This is a genomic window from Variovorax sp. ISS6 (assembly GCF_056523145.1).
In genome coordinates this window covers 1259748-1279560 of record NZ_JAWRZC010000001.1, presented here as the reverse complement: position 1 = coordinate 1279560, position 19813 = coordinate 1259748, and the positions used below count along the sequence as shown (strand labels likewise).

General features: G+C 68.8%; 17 protein-coding genes and 1 pseudogene. 6 read left to right on the top strand and 12 right to left on the bottom strand.

Annotated elements, in window-relative coordinates; genetic code table 11:
- The first annotated feature begins 228 nt into the window (after positions 1-228).
- The 5 genes and pseudogenes from AC1HIL_RS05870 (at position 229) to AC1HIL_RS05850 (ending at position 7310) form a co-directional block, all read left to right on the top strand.
- Complete coding sequence (locus AC1HIL_RS05870; RefSeq protein WP_479671361.1) at positions 229-1338, top strand: efflux RND transporter periplasmic adaptor subunit; 1110 nt, start codon at positions 229-231, stop codon at positions 1336-1338.
- On the top strand, positions 1335-4445 hold the full coding sequence (locus AC1HIL_RS05865; protein ID WP_057593586.1) for a MexW/MexI family multidrug efflux RND transporter permease subunit: 3111 nt from the start codon (positions 1335-1337) through the stop codon (positions 4443-4445). The genes AC1HIL_RS05870 and AC1HIL_RS05865 overlap by 4 nt, the downstream gene beginning before the upstream one ends.
- On the top strand, positions 4442-5941 hold the full coding sequence (locus AC1HIL_RS05860; RefSeq protein ID WP_412179429.1) for an efflux transporter outer membrane subunit: 1500 nt from the start codon (positions 4442-4444) through the stop codon (positions 5939-5941). Before AC1HIL_RS05865 ends, AC1HIL_RS05860 begins: the two co-directional genes overlap by 4 nt.
- A gap of 50 nt (positions 5942-5991) precedes the next feature.
- A pseudogene (locus tag AC1HIL_RS05855) lies at positions 5992-6679 on the top strand (helix-turn-helix transcriptional regulator).
- A gap of 49 nt (positions 6680-6728) precedes the next feature.
- Complete coding sequence (locus tag AC1HIL_RS05850) at positions 6729-7310, top strand: superoxide dismutase (protein WP_479671359.1); 582 nt, start codon at positions 6729-6731, stop codon at positions 7308-7310.
- A gap of 4 nt (positions 7311-7314) precedes the next feature.
- Here the strand turns inward: AC1HIL_RS05850 and AC1HIL_RS05845 are convergent, their stop codons facing one another.
- Complete coding sequence (locus AC1HIL_RS05845) at positions 7315-7692, bottom strand: VOC family protein (RefSeq protein ID WP_479671358.1); 378 nt, start codon at positions 7690-7692, stop codon at positions 7315-7317.
- A gap of 291 nt (positions 7693-7983) precedes the next feature.
- Between AC1HIL_RS05845 and AC1HIL_RS05840 the strand changes: the two genes are divergently transcribed.
- Entirely contained in the window at positions 7984-8967 is a 984-nt protein-coding gene (locus tag AC1HIL_RS05840) for a Bug family tripartite tricarboxylate transporter substrate binding protein (protein WP_422099671.1), read from the top strand.
- A 15-nt stretch (positions 8968-8982) separates the two neighbouring features.
- Here the strand turns inward: AC1HIL_RS05840 and AC1HIL_RS05835 are convergent, their stop codons facing one another.
- The 11 genes from AC1HIL_RS05835 to AC1HIL_RS05785 form a co-directional block, all read right to left on the bottom strand.
- Entirely contained in the window at positions 8983-9381 is a 399-nt protein-coding gene (locus AC1HIL_RS05835; RefSeq protein WP_479671357.1) for a hypothetical protein, read from the bottom strand.
- 173 nt (positions 9382-9554) lie between these two features.
- On the bottom strand, positions 9555-9812 hold the full coding sequence (locus tag AC1HIL_RS05830) for a hypothetical protein (protein ID WP_057597808.1): 258 nt from the start codon (positions 9810-9812) through the stop codon (positions 9555-9557).
- Positions 9813-9823: 11 nt separating this feature from the next.
- Positions 9824-10588, bottom strand: a complete 765-nt coding sequence (locus AC1HIL_RS05825) for an SDR family NAD(P)-dependent oxidoreductase (RefSeq protein ID WP_479671356.1) — start codon at positions 10586-10588, stop codon at positions 9824-9826.
- A 60-nt stretch (positions 10589-10648) separates the two neighbouring features.
- Complete coding sequence (locus AC1HIL_RS05820) at positions 10649-12118, bottom strand: GDSL-type esterase/lipase family protein (protein WP_479671355.1); 1470 nt, start codon at positions 12116-12118, stop codon at positions 10649-10651.
- Between the two features lie 90 nt (positions 12119-12208).
- Positions 12209-13210: a branched-chain amino acid ABC transporter permease gene (locus tag AC1HIL_RS05815; RefSeq protein ID WP_479671354.1), complete on the bottom strand. Its 1002-nt coding sequence runs from the start codon at positions 13208-13210 to the stop codon at positions 12209-12211.
- Between the two features lie 10 nt (positions 13211-13220).
- On the bottom strand, positions 13221-14096 hold the full coding sequence (locus tag AC1HIL_RS05810) for a branched-chain amino acid ABC transporter permease (protein WP_057597932.1): 876 nt from the start codon (positions 14094-14096) through the stop codon (positions 13221-13223).
- A gap of 45 nt (positions 14097-14141) precedes the next feature.
- Positions 14142-15347, bottom strand: coding sequence for an ABC transporter substrate-binding protein (locus tag AC1HIL_RS05805; protein ID WP_479671353.1), 1206 nt, complete (start codon positions 15345-15347; stop codon positions 14142-14144).
- A gap of 33 nt (positions 15348-15380) precedes the next feature.
- Positions 15381-16088 (bottom strand): ABC transporter ATP-binding protein, encoded by a 708-nt coding sequence (locus AC1HIL_RS05800; protein ID WP_479671352.1) that lies wholly within the window; start codon positions 16086-16088, stop codon positions 15381-15383.
- Positions 16088-16858: an ABC transporter ATP-binding protein gene (locus tag AC1HIL_RS05795; RefSeq protein ID WP_057598721.1), complete on the bottom strand. Its 771-nt coding sequence runs from the start codon at positions 16856-16858 to the stop codon at positions 16088-16090. Before AC1HIL_RS05795 ends, AC1HIL_RS05800 begins: the two co-directional genes overlap by 1 nt.
- Before the next feature lie 46 nt (positions 16859-16904).
- Positions 16905-18704 (bottom strand): tannase/feruloyl esterase family alpha/beta hydrolase, encoded by a 1800-nt coding sequence (locus tag AC1HIL_RS05790; protein ID WP_479671351.1) that lies wholly within the window; start codon positions 18702-18704, stop codon positions 16905-16907.
- Between the two features lie 100 nt (positions 18705-18804).
- Positions 18805-19737 (bottom strand): 3-hydroxyacyl-CoA dehydrogenase family protein, encoded by a 933-nt coding sequence (locus AC1HIL_RS05785; protein WP_479671350.1) that lies wholly within the window; start codon positions 19735-19737, stop codon positions 18805-18807.
- Between the last annotated feature and the right edge of the window lie 76 nt (positions 19738-19813).

Genomic DNA, 19813 nt, shown 5'->3' with positions numbered 1-19813 from the left:
CGCGCGCAATGCACGGCCGCCGGACCGGTGAATCGCGCGCGTCACAAACCCTCCCCATCGCCCGTCTTCGCTGCAGCGGCATGTGCCGCGCGACCTTCGGAGATTCCAGATGCGCGACACGACCCGGATAGCCCGCCTTCATCGGGGGCATTGCTTTCCTTTATTCGACAGGCCGCCACGAGCCCGCCAATAATCCAAGCACTCTCTTTGATTAATAACGGTATGATCATGAACGCACGATCAAGGGCCTGGCTCGGTGCCGGCTTCGCGGCAGTGGTGGTGGGAGGGGCCGGCTATGGCCTCGTGGCGAAATCCAGAGCGGCCGACGGCGGCGGTGGCGGCGGCATGCCGCCGGCGCAAGTGGCGGTGGCCGCGGCGCGGCAGACCGAACTGCCGCGCTTCCTCAGCGGCATCGGCACGCTGGAGGCGAACCGGCAGGTCGAGGTGCCGGCCGAGGTGGAGGGGCGGATCGCGAAGATCCTCTTCACCGCGGGTGCCGAGGTGCGCGCGGGCCAGTTGCTGGTGCAGCTCAACGACGCACCCGAGCAGGGCGACCTCGAACGGCTGCAGGCGCAGCGCGCCAATGCGAAGGCATTGCTCGAGCGCACGCGCCGGCTGCTGCCGCAGCAGGCCGCCACGCAGGAGCAGCTCGACCAGGCGCAGGCCGGCTACGACCAGGCCAGCGGCGAGCTGCGGCGGGTGCAGGCGCAGATCGCCCAGAAGCGCATCGTGGTGCCCTTCGACGGCCGGCTGGGCCTGCGCAAGGTCAACCTCGGGCAGTTCGTGCGTGCCGGCGATGCACTGGTCTCGCTGACCGACGCCCGCACGCTGCTCGCGACCATCACCCTGCCCGAGGCCGCCCTGCCCGCGCTCCAGCGCAACCAGCAGGTGCTGCTCAACGTCGACGCCTGGCCCGGCCGCGCCTTCCAGGCCCGGCTCAGCGCGATCGAGCCGCAGATCGGCAGCGACACGCGCACCGTGCGGCTGCAGGCCGCGATCGACAACGCCGACGGCGCGCTCGCGCCCGGCATGTACGTGAGCGCGCGCGTGGCGCTGCCGCCGCGCGCCGACGCCATCACCGTGCCCGAGACCGCGATCACCTACAGCACGCACGGCGACTCGGTCTACGTGGTGCGCCCGGCCGACAAGGGCGAGGGCTTCGTGGTGCAGCAGTTGTTCGTGACGGCCGGCGACCGGCAGGACGGCCAGGTGGTGATCGAGAAGGGCCTGCAGGCCGGCGAGCGCGTCGTGACCTCGGGCCAACTGCGCCTGTACGGCGGCGCCGCGGTGCAGCCGATGGACAAGGACACGCTGGCCGTGCGGGAGCGCAAGTCATGAGGTTCACCGACCTGTTCGTGCGCCGGCCCGTGCTGGCGCTGGTGGTGAGCACGCTGATCCTGCTGCTGGGTGCGCGTGCCCTCGGCTCGCTGCCGGTGCGCCAGTACCCGCTGACCGAGAGCACCACGCTGACCATCACCACCCAGTACCCGGGCGCCTCGCCCGAGCTGATGCAGGGCTTCGTCACGCAGCCGATCGCGCAGGCGGTGGCCACGATCGAGAACGTCGACTACCTGTCGTCCTCCTCCACGCTGGGCCGCAGCGTGATCACCGTGCGCATGAAGCTCAACGCCGACGCCAACCAGGCGCTCACGCAGGCGATGGCGCAGGTGAGCCAGGTCAAGTACCGGCTGCCGCAGGAGGCCTTCGACCCGGTGATCCTCAAGTCCTCGGGCGAGGCCACGGCCGTGGCCTACGTGGGCTTCTCGAGCAAGACCATGGGCATGCCGGCGCTCACCGACTACCTCTCGCGCGTGGTGCAGCCGCAGTTCGCGTCGATCGAGGGCGTGTCGGGCGTGGAGGTCTCGGGCGGCCAGACGCTGGCGATGCGCGTGTGGCTCGACGCCAACCGCATGGCCGCGCGCGGCATCTCGGCCGGCGAGCTGGCCGACGCGCTGCGCCAGAACAACGTGCAGGCGGCGCCGGGCCAGGTCAAGGGCCTGTACGTGGTGTCGAACATCCGCGTCAACACCGACCTGGTGAACGTGGCCGAGTTCCGCGACATGGTGATCAAGCGCGACGGCGATGCGCTGGTGCGCCTGGGCGACGTGGCGACGGTCGAGCTGGGCGCGGCGAGCGCCGACGTCAGCGCGATGATGGACGGCGACAAGGCCATCTACCTCGGCCTGCAGGCCGCGCCCAACGGCAATCCGCTGGTGATCGTGAAGCGCATCCGCGAACTGCTGCCCGGCATCAAGCAAAACCTGCCCGCGGGCGTGGAGGTGCAGCTGCCGTTCGAGCTCGCGCGCTTCATCGAGGCCTCGATCGACGAGGTGCGCCACACGCTGCTCGAGGCGGTGGTGATCGTGGTGCTGGTGATCTTCCTGTGCCTGGGCTCGGTACGCGCGGTGCTGATCCCGGTGGTGACCATTCCGCTGTCGATGCTGGGCGCCGCGGCGCTGATGCTGCTGTTCGGCTTCTCGATCAACCTGCTCACCCTGCTGGCGATGGTGCTGGCGATCGGGCTGGTGGTGGACGACGCGATCGTGGTGGTGGAGAACGTGCACCGCCACATCGAGGAAGGCAAGTCGCGCGTGCAGGCGGCGCTGATCGGCGCGCGCGAAGTGGCCGGCCCGGTGATCGCGATGACGCTCACGCTGGCCGCGGTCTACGCGCCGATCGGCCTGATGGGCGGGCTCACCGGCTCGCTGTTCAAGGAGTTCGCCTTCACGCTCGCGGGCGCGGTGGTGGTGTCGGGCGTGATCGCGCTCACGCTGTCGCCGGTGATGAGCTCCTTCCTGCTGCCGCAGGACGCCACCGGCACGCGCATGGCGCGGCTGGCCGAGGGCTTCTTCCACCGCCTGGCCACCGGCTACGGCCGCGTGCTCGACGTGTCGCTGCGCCACCGCTGGGTGACGGGTGCGCTGGCCGCGGTGGTGCTCGCGAGCCTGCCCTTCCTCTACAACGCCGCGCAGCGCGAGCTCGCGCCCGGCGAGGACCAGGCCATGGTGCTGACCGCGATCAAGTCGCCGCAGCACGCCAACATCGACTACGTCGAGAAGTTCGGCAAGAAGTGGGACGACGTGTTCGCCGCGCTGCCCGAGAACACCGGCCGCTGGCTGATCAACGGCTCGGACGGCGTGTCGAACTCGATCGGCGGCGTGCAGCTGTCCGACTGGAAGGACCGCCAGCGCAACGCCGACCAGATCCAGCACGAGGTGCAAGGAAGCATGGGCGCGGTGGAAGGCAGCAACATCTTCGCCTTCCAGCTGCCCTCGCTGCCGGGCTCCACCGGCGGGCTGCCGGTGCAGATGGTGATCCGCAGCCCGGGCGACCACCGCAGCGTGTTCGAGGCCATGGAGGCGCTCAAGAAGGCGGCACGCGAGAGCGGCAAGTTCGCCGTGGTCGACAGCGACCTCGAGTTCAACAACCCGGTGGTCGAGGTGCGCGTGGACCGCGCCAAGGCCAACAGCCTGGGCGTGACCATGAAGTCCATCGGCGACACGCTGGCCGTGCTGGTGGGCGAGAACTACGTCAACCGCTTCGGCATGGACGGCCGCTCCTACGACGTGATCCCGCAGACGCCGCGCGAGCAGCGGCTGACGGCCGAGGCGCTGTCGCGCTACTTCGTGAAGAGCGCGAGCGGCCAGCCGGTGCCGCTGGCCAACCTGGTGCAGCTGTCGACCAGCGTGGGCCCGAACAAGCTCACGCAGTTCAACCAGCTCAACGCCGCCACCTTCCAGGCCATTCCGATGCCCGGCGTGACCATGGGCGACGCGGTGGCCTTCCTGAGCGCCGAGGCGAAGAAGCTGCCGGCCGGCTTCAGCTACGACTGGCAATCCGACGCGCGCCAGTTCACGCAGGAGGGCTCGGCGCTGGTGCTGGCCTTCGTGTTCGCGATCGTCGTGATCTACCTGGTGCTGGCCGCGCAGTACGAGAGCCTGCGCGACCCGCTGATCATCCTGGTCAGCGTGCCGATGTCGATCTGCGGCGCGCTGGTGCCGCTGGCGCTGGGCTTCGCGACCATCAACATCTACACCCAGATCGGGCTGGTGACGCTGATCGGGCTGATCAGCAAGCACGGCATCCTGATGGTGGAGTTCGCCAACGAGATCCAGACGCGCAAGGGCTTCGACCGCCGCGCCTCGATCGAGGAGGCCGCGCGCATCCGCCTGCGGCCGATCCTGATGACCACGGCCGCGATGGTGGTGGGCCTGGTGCCGCTGCTGTTCGCGAGCGGCGCGGGCGCCAACAGCCGCTTCAGCATCGGGCTGGTGATCGTGGTCGGCATGCTGGTGGGCACGCTGTTCACGCTGTTCGTGCTGCCCACGATGTACACGCTGCTCGCGCGCGACCACCGCGCCGCGGGGCAATCGAAGCGCGCGGCGGAGCTCGCGGCGCTCGAGGACGGCCCGGCGACACCGGCCACCGCGGGCAGTCACGCATGAAGCACGGGAGAACGACCATGAAGGCCTTGACCCTTTCCCTGTCGACGCTGGCCACGGCACTGCTGCTGGCCGGCTGCGCGGTCGGCCCGCGCTACGCGGCACCCGAGACCTCGCCGGTGACGATCGCCGCGCCCGAGCGCCACCTGTTCGCGCCCGACGCGGTGCAGCGCGACTGGTGGCGCCAGCTCGAGGATGCGCAGCTCGACGCGCTGATCGAGCGCGCGCTGGCCGCCAACCACGACATCCGCATCGCGCAGGCGCGGCTGCTCGAAGCCCGCGCCGTGCAGGACGAGGCCGAGCTCGACCGCTGGCCCACCGTGACGATGGGTGCGAGCAAGACCCGCGGCATCGCGCAAGGCAACGGCGTGCCGGCCGAGGCCCGCACGCTGGCCGAGAGCAGCCGCCTGGGCTTCGACGCCGGCTGGGAGATCGACCTGTTCGGCCGCCTGCGCCGGCTCGACGAGGCCGCCAGCGCGCGCGCCGAGGCCCAGGCCGCCGACCTCGAGCAGGCGCGCATCGTGGTGGTGGCCGAGCTCGCGCGCAACTACTACGAGATGCGCGGTGCCGAGCAGCGGCTCGCGGTGACGCAGCGCACGCTGCAGAGCCTGCGCGACAGCCTGCGCGTGACCGAGGCCCAGGTCGGCATCGGCCGCGGCCTCGCGGGCGACCTCGCGAGCGCGCGCGCCAACCTCGCGAGCACCGAGGCCCAGCTGCCGCTGTTCGAGACCGCGCGCCGCCAGGCCGCGCATCGCGTGGCGGTGCTCGCGGCACTGCAGCCGGCCGAGCTCGAGCCGATGCTCGCGCCGCGCCCGCTGCGGCTGCTCGCCAAGCGGCTGCCGGTGGGCGACCTCGGCGACCTGCTGCGCCGCCGGCCCGACGTGCTGCGCGCCGAGCGCGGCCTGGCAGCGAGCACGGCCGACGTGGGCGCGGCCACGGCCGCGCTGTACCCGCGGCTCGACATCGGTGGCTTCCTCGGCTTCATCGCGCTGCGCGGCTCGGACCTGGGCAGCGGGTCGAGCCGCGCCTTCAGCCTCACGCCGGGCCTGAGCTGGCCCGCGCTGCGGCTGGGCTCGGTGCGCGCGCAACTGCGCGGCGCGCAGGCGCGCGCGCAGGGCGAGCGCGCGGCCTACGAGCAGACCGTGCTGCGCGCCATCGAGGACGTGGAGAACGCGCTCACCGGCTACGGCCAGAACCAGCAGCGGCTGCAAAGCCTGGTGCTGGCCTCGGAACAGAGCGCGCGCGCGGCCGAGCTGGCCGAGGTGCGCTACCGCGAAGGCGCCGCGCCCTACCTGTCGGTGCTCGATGCGCAGCGCACGCTGCTGCGCGCGCAGGATGCGGTGGCCGAGGCCGAGACCGCCTCGTACACCAGCCTGGTCGCGCTCTACAAGGCCGTGGGCGGCGGATGGCAGGCGCCGGACGCCCCGACCGCGGGCCACGACGCGGGCGCGGCCAAGGGGCTTTCGGGCGTTTCCGCGAAGGACGCCCCGAGCACCTGACAATGCAAGGGTTGCCGCCTTTACGTTCCGCTCCCCACGAAGACCGCGCCATGTCCGCCAACGACACCGCCGACGCCAAGCCCGCCTGGACCCCGCACCAGCCGGCCGACCGCATCCTCTCGACGCTCAAGACCCGCGGCGCGCTCGGCATCCCCGACATCGCCAAGGTGCTGCAGGTCACGGTGGAGGCGGTGCGCCAGCAGATGGCCAAGCTGCAGGCCGAGGGCCTGGTCGACGCCGAGAGCCGCAGCGCCGGGCGCGGCCGGCCGACGCAGATTCTGGCGGCTCACGGCCTCGGGCCACGCGCGCTTTCCCGACACCCATGCCGAGATGACGGTGCAGATGATCAGCGCCGTGATCCAGGTGTTCGGCGAGAAGGGCATGGACCAGCTGATCGGCGCGCGCGAGGAAGCCATGCGCGCCAGCTACCGCGAGGCCCTGCGCGGCGCGCGCGGCATCGGCGCGCGGCTGGAGCGGCTGGCCGAGGTGCGCAGCCGCGAGGGCTACATGGCCGAGTACCGCCCCGACGACGAGGGCGAGGGCTTCCTCTTCATCGAGAACCACTGCCCGATCTGTACCGCGGCGCGCGCCTGCACGGGCTTCTGCCGCAGCGAGCTGCAGCTCTTCGACGAAGTGCTCGGGCCCGACGTGGCCGTGAGCCGCGTCGAGCACGTGCTCGCGGGCGCGCGGCGCTGCGCGTACCGCGTCGTACCCAAGGCGGGCAAGGGCGCCGGCTGAGCGCCCGACCCGCATCTTTTTCTTTTTTACCAACCAGAAGGACCCCACGATGGAACACACCCTGCCTCCCCTGCCCTACGCCCTCGACGCACTGGCACCCGAGTACTCGAAGGAGACCCTCGAGTACCACTACGGCAAGCACCACAACGCCTACGTGGTGAACCTCAACAACCTGCAGAAGGGCACCGAGTTCGAGTCGATGACGCTCGAGGAGATCGTCAAGAAGTCCAGCGGCGGCATCTACAACAACTCGGCCCAGATCTGGAACCACACCTTCTTCTGGAACTGCATGAAGCCGCAAGGCGGCGGCGCTCCCAGTGGCGCGCTGGCCAAGGCCATCGATGCCAAGTGGGGCAGCTACGACGCCTTCAAGGAAGCCTTCGCGAAGTCGGCCGTGGGCAACTTCGGCTCGGGCTGGACCTGGCTGGTGAAGAAGGCCGACGGCAGCGTGGACATCGTGAACACCGGCGCCGCCGGCACGCCGCTGACGACCGCCGACACGGCGCTGCTGACGGTCGACGTCTGGGAACACGCCTACTACATCGACTACCGCAACCTGCGTCCGAAGTTCGTCGAGACCTTCCTGGCCAAGCTGGTCAACTGGGGCTTCGCCGAGAAGAACTTCGGCTGATCGATCAGCCGTTGATCAGGTTCAGGATGTTCCCGTCGGGGTCCTTGAACCACGCGACCTTCATGTCGCCCATGACATGGAGGTCGCCCTCGTGCCGCGTGCCGGGCATGTCGTAGTGCTCGAAGCGCACGCCCTTGGCCCGGAGGGCGGCGACGAGGCGCTCGATGTCCGCCCCCACCCGCCAGGTGACGGCCGTCGCCTGGTTGGTGCCGGCGAACGACGAGCGGTACACGTTGAGGCGCGTGTTGCCGCTGCGGTAGACGATGACCTCGTCGCCCTCGGCGTCGACCTGGGCCAGGCCCAGCGTGTCCTCGTAGAAGCGGCGCGCCGCCGCCAGGTCCTTCACCGCGAGATTGGCCACGGCATCGATGTTTCCGAGCATGGAGCCTCCTGTTGTGGGCAGCAATGAATACTCAACCGTTCGGTGAAGTATTCGATCGCCCCGGGCGCCCTGTCAAGCCGCGTCAAGGCTCGTCACAAAGCCGTTGCCGCGGCGCCGCGCGGGCTCATCGGAGAGAATCGCCGTCCCCGGGCCAGCGCGCACCGAGACGAGGGCCATCGCGAAGCGCGAAAACCCGCGCCGAGCGCTTCCGGCACACTGCATCCCCGGCGCGGCGAGACCCGCCCCGGTGGCCGGCGCCAGGCCCCAACCCCTAGAGCAGAGACAACACCCATGATCCGCAGACTCCTTCGTCCGCTAGCCCTCGCGCTGGCGCTTCCGCTGGCCTTCGGCGCCGCCTCCACCGCCCAGGCCCAGGCCTGGCCCGCCAAGCCCGTGCGCATGATCGTGCCCTTCCCGCCCGGCGGCGGCACCGACATCCTGGCGCGCCTGGTGGCCCAGAAGCTCACCGAGACCAACCACTGGACCGTGGTGCCCGACAACCGCGCGGGCGCCGGCGGCACGATCGGCATCGCCGAGGCCGCGCGCGCCGCGCCCACGGGCTACGACATCGTGATGGGCCAGAAGGACAACATGGTCGTCGCGCCCTGGCTCTACAAGAACCTCAGCTACGAGCCGACCAAGGACCTGACCGCGGTGGCCCACGTGGCCTTCACGCCCGTGGTGATCGTCACGCAGGCCAACTCCAAGTACAGGACGCTCGACGACGTGGTGAAGGCCGCGCGCGCCGCGCCCGACACCGTCACCTACGGCTCGCCCGGCAACGGCACCACCATCCACCTGGCCGGCGAGATCTTCAACGGCGCGGCCAAGATCAAGATGCGCCACGTGCCCTACAAGGGTTCCAACGCGGCCATGATGGACGTGCTCGCGGGCAACGTCGACCTGATGGTGTCGTCGGTGCCTTCGGCCATGGCCCAGATCAAGGCCGGCAAGCTGCGCCCGCTGGCCGTGACCTCGGCCAAGCGCAGCAGCTCGCTGCCCGACACGCCCACCGTGGCCGAGCTCGGCTACAAGGGCTTCGACGTGAGCACCTGGTACGGCCTGTTCGTGCCGGCCAAGACGCCCAAGGACGTGATCGCCACCCTGAACGCCGAGGTCAACAAGCTGCTGGCCACGCCCGAGATGCAGGCCGCGATCATCGCGCAGGGCGCCGAACCGCAGAGCATGACGCCCGAGCAGTTCGGCACGCTGCTCAAGACCGACTACGAGAAGTGGAAGGGCATCGTGCAGGCCTCGGGCGCGACCATCGAGTAAGCGCGACGCCGGACCTCAGCGCGCCGACACGGGCACCGGCGCGGCGGGCAGCACCAGCGGCGCGCCCGAGCGCGAAGCCCGGTCCCATCCGGGGTGCCGCTGCGCACGCTCGAGTTCGGCCGTCACTTCGGCGCGCGTCTTCGGCTGGGCATTGGTCGCCGGAACCGGCGTGCCGTAGGCCAGGAAGTTCTTCCATTTCGGATCGCTTCGCGCCGTCGCCAGCTCCTGGCCGACCTGGTCCGTCGACTTGCCCGAGCCGGCCAGTTCCGCATGGGTCTTGATGCCCGCTTCGTTGGCCGCGAAGTGCGAAGGCGCATCGACGTGCTGCACGCTCTGCTGGGCAAGGGCCACGGCCGGCACGAGGCCAGCCAGGACGGAAGCGGCCGCGAGCGCGAGGATTTTTCTGTTCGACATGCATATCTCCTGTGGTTGTTCCCCGCGGCTGGATGTCAGGCGCGGGGGTGGAGATACGGCGAGGTGCGTGGGCGTGCCATCCGGGGCGTCGATCTCTCCACGCCCACACACTAGGAAAGCAAACCGACGCGGACTTATCCGCCCGGTTACGTTCTCGTCATCCGCGGCCCGTCTCAGTCCGGCACGAACTTGCGGTTGAACACCGCCACGTCCGACTCGAGCTCGAAGGCCGCGAGCTGGCCCATCTTGCCGTCGCTCGCGCGGCAGGCCGCGAACAGGCTGTAGCGGCCCTGGAAACCGAATTCGTCCATCACGATCAGCGCGTACGGGTACGGCACGAAGACCTGGTGCGTGAAGACGACGCGGTGCCGGTTGCGCGGCGAGGGAAAGAGCTTGTACTCGCCGGTGTCGATGCCCTGGGCGGTGGCCATGGCGCGGGTGCTCAGTCCGGATCGCGCACGTCGGCCACCGGCTTGGCGCCCAAGTCCGCGCGCGCGAGGTACTTGAGCACCTTCGCGGCCGCGCTCTCGGGGCTGTCGAGCAGGCCCTCGCTCTTGAGCTTCTCGAAGCGCGTGCGGTCGGGGAAGTTCTCGGCCGAGGCGCCACGCAGTTGCACCTGCATGTCGGTGTCGATCACGCCGGGCGCCAGCGACACGATGCGCGCGCCGTTCGGCAGGTTCGCCTCCTCGAGCGCGACCGCGCGCGAGTAGTGGTCCATGCCGGCCTTGGCCGCGCAGTACGGTGCCTGGCTGCCCATCGCGTTGCGGCCCAGGCCCGAGGAGATGTTGAGCACCTTGCGCGCGCCGCGCCAGCCGCGCGTACCGCCGAGGAAGGCCGCCGTCAGCAGCAGTGGCGCTTCGAGCCCGATGCGCAGCGCCTGCGAGAGCTCGGCATCGACCGCGGCCGCGAGCGGCGCCGGATTGCCGACCGTGCCCGCGTTGTTGATCAGCGTGACGGCGTCGAAGCGCTGGGCGTCCTGCGCCGCCAGCCATTCGCGCAGGCGCGCGGCCGAGGCGACGGGATCGGACAGGTCCTGTTCCCATTGCACGAGTTCGACGCCGGCCGCCTTCGCCTGTTCGGCGAGCTCGGGGCTCTGGCGGCGCGAGATGCACAGCAGGACGTGGCCGGGCTGCAGCAGCTGTTCGGCCATGGCGCGGCCGAGGCCGCGCGATGCGCCGGTGATGAGGTAGAGGTGGGAGGTGGGCATGGGGCGATGATAGTCATCGCGCCGAGGAGACGCCGCCGCCCTCCTCCATGCCCGGTCCGTTCAGTTGGATGGCGGGAATTCGAGCCCGTTGCAAGGCGCGGCCGGCTTCTCCTTCTTTCCGTACAGGACGTCGTAGGCCAGGGTCCCCATCACGTCGAGACCGCGCGTGTTCAGGTGGATGGGACTGCCCGGCATGTAGCAATCGCTCGAGAGCGCGAGCGGCATGCTCGCGGGATTGCTCACCACCGCGGGGAAATCGATGACGCCATCGAAGTTTCCGGGCGTCTTGATCCATTCGTTGATCTTGAGCCACTTGCCGTAGTTGGCGGGGTCGTCGACGAAATAGGTCCTGCCCGCTTCCCCGATGCCGGGAATGTTCCCGATCGGCGTGTTGACGCCGCCATAGACCTTGATCTTCCTGGCGCGCGCCGTTTCGACGAAGTACTTGTAGTGCTCGATGATCTGGTCCGGCGTATAGCCCTGATTGAGGTCGTTGTCGCCGGCCAGGATGACGATGTCCGTCGGATCGCGGGACAGCACGTCGCGCTCGAACCGGCTGCGCAAGGAGGGTCCGCTGCCCGAGCCGATCATGGAGTTGCCGCTGATGCCCGCATTGCCCACGCCGAGCGGCTCGCCATTGGAATTCGCCAGCTTCGACAAGACGGCGGGCCATGGCTCCTGAATGCCCTTCGCGCCGAATCCGGCCGTGATCGATTCGCTCATCGCAATGACGACACGGGTCTCTTCGGGCGCGAGCACCTTGACCTCGCTGAGGCTGAAGGCCCCGTTGTAGGTCTGATAGTTCGGCGCCGCCGCCTTGATCGATGCTTCGCCCGAGACATCGCGCTTCCTCACCACGAAGTACCTGGGAAGCGGGACGGCACTTTCCATGTGCATGTCCGCATACTGGGTGCTCCCCTGGAAATGCAGGGTGATCAGCAGGTCGGAAAGCTTCGGCACGTTCATCGACACGGGATCGCTCAGCAGCTCCGTCCCCGCGGGAACCTCGGCCAGCGTCTTGCCGTTGAAGGTCAGGACCTTGCGCGTACCGAGGTCGATGGCCGTCGGGTCCGAGGCGTCGCCGTCATCGGGCAGCGCCACGCTGGCATGGTCGACGCGCATGGTGGCGGTGCCGAAGACATTGGACAGCCGGATCCGGACGCCCTCGCCGCCCACGCTCGTCCGGATGCGCATCCGGACGGTGTCGGAGTTTTCGTTCTGCGGGATGTTGCGGTACAGCGCGACCTGCCAGGTCGTGGCCCATTTGGTCTTCTTTTCGGGAGGAGCCACTTCCGTTGGCACCGACGGCTCGACCGGCGGCGCGGGCACGACCGCGGGTGGAGGCGGGCCCGAGGACCCGGCCGCGTTGGCGGCGACGACCGCCGCGATCGCCGCGGCATTCGCATTGTCGTTGCCGCCTCCACCACCACAGGCTGCCATGGCCCCGACGACCACCGTCGCCCAGGCCGTGCGCCATACCGTCTTGAACAGGGCCTGGCCCACGAACAACGTTTCGAACTTTCTTTTCATGTCGCCTCCTTGAGTTGCTGACTTTCCGGGTTGGATTCGCGCTCTACATCGACACCTCGCTGGTCGTGAAAGAAGGGAGAGGGACCGCGGCTACCTGCCGCGCTTGCGGCCCTCGGCAAGGCGCTCGATCAGGCTGTTCAGTTCGCCCATGACTCCCTTGCGGAAGGCGAGCACGCAGATCACGAAGATCAGGCCCGTGACCATGGTCACCGACTCGCCCAGCGTGTTGAACCAGTCGATGGTGGTGATGCGCGCGAGCAGGTTGCCCAGCTCGCCGATCTTGTTCTCCAGCAGCACCACCACGGCCGAGCCCACCAGCGGGCCCGACAGCGTGCCCAACCCGCCCACCAGCGTCATCAGGATCACCTGGCCCGAAGCGGTCCAGTGCACGTCCGACAGGGTCGCGAAACCCAGCACCAGCGTCTTGAGCGAACCCGCCAGCCCCGACAGCGCCGCCGAGATCACGAAGGCCAGCAGCTTGAAGCGCGCCACGTCGTAGCCCAGCGACAGCGCGCGCGGCTCGTTCTCCTTGATGCCCTTCAACACCTGCCCGAACGGCGAGTGAATGGTGCGCACGATCAGCAGGAAGGCGGCCGCCACGATCGCCAGCGCGACGTAGTACATCGTGAGGTCGTTGCTCAGGTCGATGAGGCCGAACAGCTTGCCGCGCGGCACGCCCTGCAGCCCGTCCTCGCCGCCCGTGAACCTGGCCTGCAGCGCGACGAAGAACATCATCTGCGCCAAGGCCAGCGTGATCATCGCGAAGTAGATGCCCTGGCGGCGGATGGCCAGCACGCCGAACAGCCAGCCCAGCAGCGCGCCCACCAGCGTGCCCGCGATCAGGCCCAGCTCGGGCGTGAGGCCCCAGACCTTGATCGCATGGCCGGCCACGTAGGCCGAGCCGCCGAGGAAGGCCGCATGGCCGAAGGACAGCAGCCCGGTGAAGCCCAGCAGCAGATTGAAGGCCGAGGCGAACAGCGCGAAGCACAGCAGCTTCATCACGAACACCGGATAGGCGCCGAAGAACGGCGCCAGCACCAGCGCGACGAGCAGCAGGCCGTAGACGACGGTGGAGATCTTTTTCATGTTCATGCGCCCGCTCTCACTTCTCTTTGCCGAACAGGCCGGCAGGACGCACCAGCAGCACGATGACCATGATCACGAACACGACGGTGGACGAGGCCTCGGGATAGAAGACCTTGGTGAAGCCCTCGATCACGCCCAGCCCCAGCCCGGTGAGGATGGCGCCCATGATCGAGCCCATGCCGCCGATCACGACGACGGCGAACACGACGATGATCAGGTTCTGGCCCATCAGCGGCGAGACCTGGATCACCGGCGCGGCCAGCACGCCCGCGAAGGCGGCGAGGCCCGCGCCGAAGGCGTAGGTCAGCGTGATCATCAGCGGCACGTTGACGCCGAAGGCCTCGACCAGCCGCGGGTTCTCGGTGCCCGCGCGCAGGTAGGCGCCGATGCGGGTCTTCTCGATCACGAACCAGGTGGCGATGCACACGACCAGCGAGGCCACGACCACCCAGGCGCGGTAGTTGGGCAGCACCATGAAGCCCAGGTCGGTGGCGCTCGAGAGTGCCTCGGGCGCGTCGTAGGCCAGGCCCGAGACGCCGTAGATGGAGCGGAACACGCCCTCGATGAGCAGCGTGAGGCCCAGGGTGAGCAGGAGGCCGTAGAGGTGGTCGAGCTTGTAGATCCAGCGCAGCAGCAGCCGCTCGATCACCACCCCGAACAGGCCGATGACGATGGGCGCGGCGATCAGCATCACCCAGTAGTTGATGCCGAAATATTCCATCGCCATCCAGGTGAGCACCGCGCCGAGCATGAACAGCGCGCCGTGCGCGAAGTTGATGACGTTGAGCAGGCCGAAGATGACGGCCAGCCCGAGGCTCAGGATGGCATAGAAGGAGCCGTTGACCAGCCCCAGGAGGAGCTGGCTCAACAGGGCGGGAAGGGAAATGGTCATAGGGGATTCAGCAAGCGCGGGCCCGCTCGGGCCCGCGGGGGTCGATCACTTCCAGAGCGCGCACTTGCTCTCGGCCTTGGTCGTGAAGACCTGGTCGCCCGGCAGCGTCTTGAGCACCTTCAGGTAGTCCCAGGGCTTCTTCGACTCGGCCGGCGACTTCGCCTCCACCAGGTACATGTCGTGGATGAAGCTGCCGTCGGCGCGGATCTGGCCCTTGCCGTAGAAGTCGTCGATCTTCATGCTCCTGAGCTGCGCCATCACCTTGTCGGCGTCGGTGGTCTTCGCAGCGGCCACCGCCTTCAGATAGGTGGTGGTGGCCGAGTAGTCGGCGGCCTGCACGTCGGTCGGCATGCGCCTGGTCTTCTCGAAGAAGCGGTTGGCGAACTTGCGCGTGTCGTCGTTGAGGTCCCAGTACCAGCTCGTGGTGTGCAGCAGGCCCTCGGTGTTCTTCAGGCCCAGGCTGTGGATGTCGGTGAGGAACACCAGCAGGCCCGCGGTCTTCATCGTCTTGTTGATGCCGAACTCCCTGGCGGCCTTGATCGAATTGATGGTGTCGCCGCCGGCATTGGCCAGGCCCAGGATCTGCGCCTTGGAGTTCTGCGCCTGCAGCAGGAAGGACGAGAAGTCGGAGGCGTTGAGCGGATGCTTGACGCCGCCGACCACCGTGCCGCCCTTCTCCTTGATCACCGTGGTGGTGTCGGCCTCGAGCGCCGCGCCGAAGGCGTAGTCCGCGGTCAGGAAGAACCAGCTCTTGCCGCCACGGTCGACCACCGCCGCGCCCGTGCCCTTGGCCAGCGCGACCGTGTCGTAGGCGTAGTGCACGGTGTAGGGGCTGCACTGTTCGTTGGTGAGCGCGGAGGACGCGGCGCCGTTGTTGAAGTGCACGCGCTTCTTCTCGGTCGCCACCTTCGCGGTCGCGAGCGCCGTGCCGGAGTTGGTGCCGCTGAACACCATGCTCAGGCCCTGCGTGTCGATCCATTCGCGCGCCTTCGACGCGGCGATGTCGGCCTTGTTCTGGTGGTCGGCCGTCAGCAGCTCGATCGGCTGGCCGTTGACCTTGCCGCCGAAGTCATCGATCGCCATCTGGATCGCCGTCGCGCCGTTCTTGCCTTCGAGGTCGGCGTAGAGGCCGGACATGTCGGTGATGAAGCCGATCTTGACCTTCTCCTGCGCCTGTGCCGCGCTGGCCGCGCCGAGCGCCAGGATGCCGAGGCCGATGGCGGTGGCGATGAATGGGTTGCGTTGTTTCATGGGATTGCCTCCTTGGTGGATGAATGGGGATCGCTAAACACCGAGCAGTTCGGTGAGCACGGGCATCCGGGCTTCGAGCTCGGCGGCGCCGAACTTCAGGGCGATGCGGCCATGCTCCATCACGTAGAAGCGATCGGCCAGCGGCGCCGCGAAGCGGAAGTTCTGCTCCACCATCACGATGGTGTAGCCCTTGGAACGCAGGGTCGTGATCATTCGCGCGAGCGCCTGCACGATCACCGGCGCCAGGCCTTCGGAGATCTCGTCGAGCAACAGCAGCTTGGCGCCCGTGCGCAGGATGCGCGCCACCGCCAGCATCTGCTGCTCGCCGCCCGACAGCCGCGTGCCCTGGCTGTGGCGGCGCTCCGCCAGGTTCGGGAACATCGCGTAGATCTCCTCGACCGACATGCCCTGCCCCGCGCCCTTGAGCTCGGGCGGCAGCATCAGGTTCTCTTCGCACGACAGGCTCGCGAAGATGCCACGCTCCTCGGGGCAATAGCCGATGCCCAGGTGCGCGATGCGGTGCGTGGGCATCGCGATCGTCTCCTTGCCATTGACCTCGATGCTGCCCTTGCGCGCGCCGGTCAGGCCCATGATCGCGCGCAGCGTGGTCGTGCGGCCCGCGCCATTGCGGCCCAGCAAGGTGACGACCTCGCCCGGCTGCACGACCATGTCGACGCCATGCAGCACATGCGATTCGCCGTACCAGGCTTGCAGGCCCTTGATCTCGAGTGCGGCGGTCATCAGTGCGCTCCCTGCAGTTGGCCGTCGGTGGTGCCCATGTAGGCCTCCATGACCTGCGGGTTCTTCGAGACTTCCGCGTAGGGCCCCTCGGCCAGCACGGCACCGCGCTGCAGCACGGTGATGGTGTCGGCGATGGTCGAGACCACGCTCATGTTGTGCTCGACCATCAGGATGGTGCGGCCCGCCGACACGCGCTTGATCAGCTCGGCCACGCGGTGCACGTCCTCATGGCCCATGCCCTGCGTGGGTTCGTCCAGCAGCATCAGCTCGGGCTCCATCGCGAGCGTGGTCGCGATCTCGAGCGCGCGCTTGCGGCCGTAGGGCAGGTTCACCGTCTGCTCTTCGGCGAGTTCTTCGAGGCCCACCTCGGCGAGCAGCTCGCGCGCCCTGGCGTTGAGCGGCTCGAGCGACTTCTCGCTCTTCCAGAAGTGATACGAGGTGCCCAGGCGGCGCTGCAGCCCCAGGCGCACGTTCTCCAGCAGCGTGAGGTGCGGGAACACGGCCGAAATCTGGAACGAGCGGATGATGCCGCGCCGCGCGATCTGCGCGGGGCGCTCGCCCGTGATGTCCTGGCCGTTGAAGAGAATCGTGCCGCTGGTGGGTTCGAGGAACTTCGTGAGCAGGTTGAAGCAGGTGGTCTTGCCCGCGCCATTGGGTCCGATCAGCGCGTGGATCGAGCCGCGCACCACCGACAGGTCGACCTTGCTGACCGCGGTGAAGCCCTTGAATTCCTTGGTGAGCTGGCGTGTTTCGAGAATGCAGCCGCTCATCGATGGACCTCTTTCGATGCGATGGGTTCTTTCATGCGCGAGGCCCTCATTCGTCGACGCACGAGAAGCTCGCCGCGAGGTCGAGGTCGCCGCGGCCGTTGTACCTGGGCCATGCGGGGTAGTCGCAAAGCGGTCGGGTACGGCCCGGAACGCCTTGGGTATCGGCCACGGTCTGCGCGCTCGGTGCCATGCCTTGCTCCACCCAGTTCTCGAGCGCGGCCAGCGAATCCCAGCTGGCGTTGAAGACCAGGCTTCTTCCATGCCCGTAGCCCGGGATCTGGTAGTAACGCATGAAGCTCTTCACGCGCTCGGCGCCCATGGTGGCGCGCACCCGGTTGAAGTACTGGTCGGTCGCGCGCGGGGTCACCAACGGGTCGGCCGTGCCGTGCGCCATCAGCAGCTTGCCGCCATGCGCGGCGAACGCGGACAGGTCGGCCTGGTTGATGTCCTGCAGCCGCGTGAGCTCCGCGATCCGCGCCTGCCACGGGCCGGGATTCTCGGGATCGAGCGTCAGCGAATCGAAGCCCGGGTCCTTCGTGACGAAGAAGCGCACCCACTGGTCCCAGAATCCCGAGAGGTACGGCGCCCTTTCGGGCATCGGGAAGGCAGGGGCGCTCCAGCCGAGGCCCAGGTACGCGAGGAGCATCTGGGTCTCGTCGGCCTTGGTGCCCGTGCCGGGCCGGCCGAATTCTGCGCCCCAGACGTTGAAGCCCGGATACTGGTTCTCGCCGCTGCCCAGCGGATAGTTGAAGATCGCCGGCGTGTCGATCACCTTGAAGGCGGCGATCTGCGCGTCCGACAGGCAGTCGTCCGCGGTATCGGCGCCGCCGGGGCAGCGCAGCGCCCGTCCATCGAGCAGGGCCGTCGCGGGATCGAAGCGCCGGTTGCAGGCGCTCTGGTTGCCGATCACCCCGTCCTTCGCGCCGTCGAGGGCGTCGCAGGCCTGCATCGACGCATCGAACAGCGCCGCGCGCTTCGCGAGGCTCGGATAGGCGCCCGGCCTGGCCAGCGCACGCGTGATGCGGCCGAACTGCAGATCGAGACCGGCCGCGTTGAAGGCCGGATAGAAGGCGATGGCACCGTCGAAATCGGTCGGCCATTTCTGCACCACCGCCAGCGCCTCGCGACCGCCCGACGAACCGCCCAAGAAGTAGCTGCGTTCCGGCTCCCGCGCATAGCGCTGGCGGATCAGGAAGACGGCCGCATCACGCGTCTTCTTCAAGGCCTCGAACGAGAAGTTGCGCAAGGCCTCTTCATTGAGCGCGAAGGCACCCGGGTTCTTCGGATCGGTGGCCGCGTCGTGGCCCGAGTCGCTCGCGAAGATCGCATAGCCGCGGCCGATCGGGTCGGGAACATCGACCGGACCGGCGGAAAAATTGCCACCGACGCCGGGAATGGTGCCGTCGTAGCCGCCACCGCCGTACATCATCGCCTTGCGGTTCCATTCGGTGGGCAGCAGCAGGGTCATTTTGATCGGCGGCGCGGCCGGATCGACCGGAGCGATCTCGGCGCTGAGCTTGCAGTGCTCGCCGTAGTTCTTCGGCGCCTTGCCGCCCGCGGGCACCAGCGTGGCCGCCGTCACCTTGGCGCCGCCGGTGGCGAGCGCGATCGCCGATGCGGGCACGGACAGCCTGGCCATCTGCTCGCAACCCAGCGGTGTCGCCTCAACGGACGGCGGCGGTGCCGCCGGTGTCTGCGGCCCGGGCGCGCCCGGAACGATGGCGCCGAGGGTCACGCCGCTGCTTCCGCCGCCACAGGCGCCCAGCAAGGCCGCGGCGGCGAGGGCCAGCACCCACGGCATGGCTGGAGCGGCGCGCCGCGAGGGGGTCGATGTGCTTCGGTGCATGCTTGTCTCTCTTTGTGATGAATTCGAAAAGTCGCCACGCGGGCGCGGCGGGAAACACCTCGCGTTGCCGCGCTGGCGGCGCGGGCCGGACCGGCGGCGGTCAGTGCGGCGAGCGCATGTCCGTCAACATGCGCAGCCTTCGCTCCCGCACCGACTGCCAGTGCGCGTCGGTCCACTCGTAGAAGCCCTGGCCCACCGTCGCCCCCCAATGGCCGGTCGCGACCATGGCCTTCAACAGTTGCAGCCCCGAGGCGTCGCTCTCGAGTTCGGGCATCAGGTGGCCCGCGATGTCGAGGAAGGTGCACAGGCCGCCGAGGTCGGCCGTCTCGAAGGGGCCGAACGATGCGTAGCGGCGTCCGATGCAGGAGCGGACGACGGTGTCGACGGTGGCCGCATCGGCGACACCGCTTTGCACCAGGTGCAGCGCCTCGCGCAGCACCGCGAACTGGATGCGGTTGCCGATGAAGCCGGGCGCGGCCCGGCTCAGCAGCACCGCCTCGAAGCCGGCATGCTCGAGCCGCTCGCGCACGGCCGCGCTGGCATCGGGGGCCGTCGCGGTCGCCGGCACGAGTTCAACGAAGGGGATGACATGCGGGGGATTCCAGAAGTGCGCGACCAGGAAGCGCTCGGGATGCTGCATGCGCTCGCACAGGACGTCGGGCATGAAGCCGCTGGTGTTGCTCGCGATCAGCGCATAGGAAGGCAGGAGCGCCTCGAGCTCCGCATAGAGCGCATGCTTGACCTCGAGCCGCTCGACGACCGCCTCGAAGACCAGCGTGGCATCGGCCATCGCCGCGAGCGTCGCGACCACGCGAATCCGCGCCAGCGCCGCGTCGCGCCCGGCCTCCTCGATGCGGCCCGCGGCGATCAATTCCTCGAAGATCTTTTCGGCCAGCGCGGGCAGTTCGCCGCGCCGCGCATCGCTGAGATCGAACACGTCGACGTCTTCACCGGCAAGCGCCAGGCAGGTGGCGATGCCCACGCCCATGAGCCCTGCGCCCACCACGGCCACGCGTCGATTCTTTCCATGCATGCAGCTTGTCTCCCGGCATCGCTTGGCACCGAGATCGTTCGGTGCCTTGCGCTGGTTTTTGCAGAAAGCGTGCCCG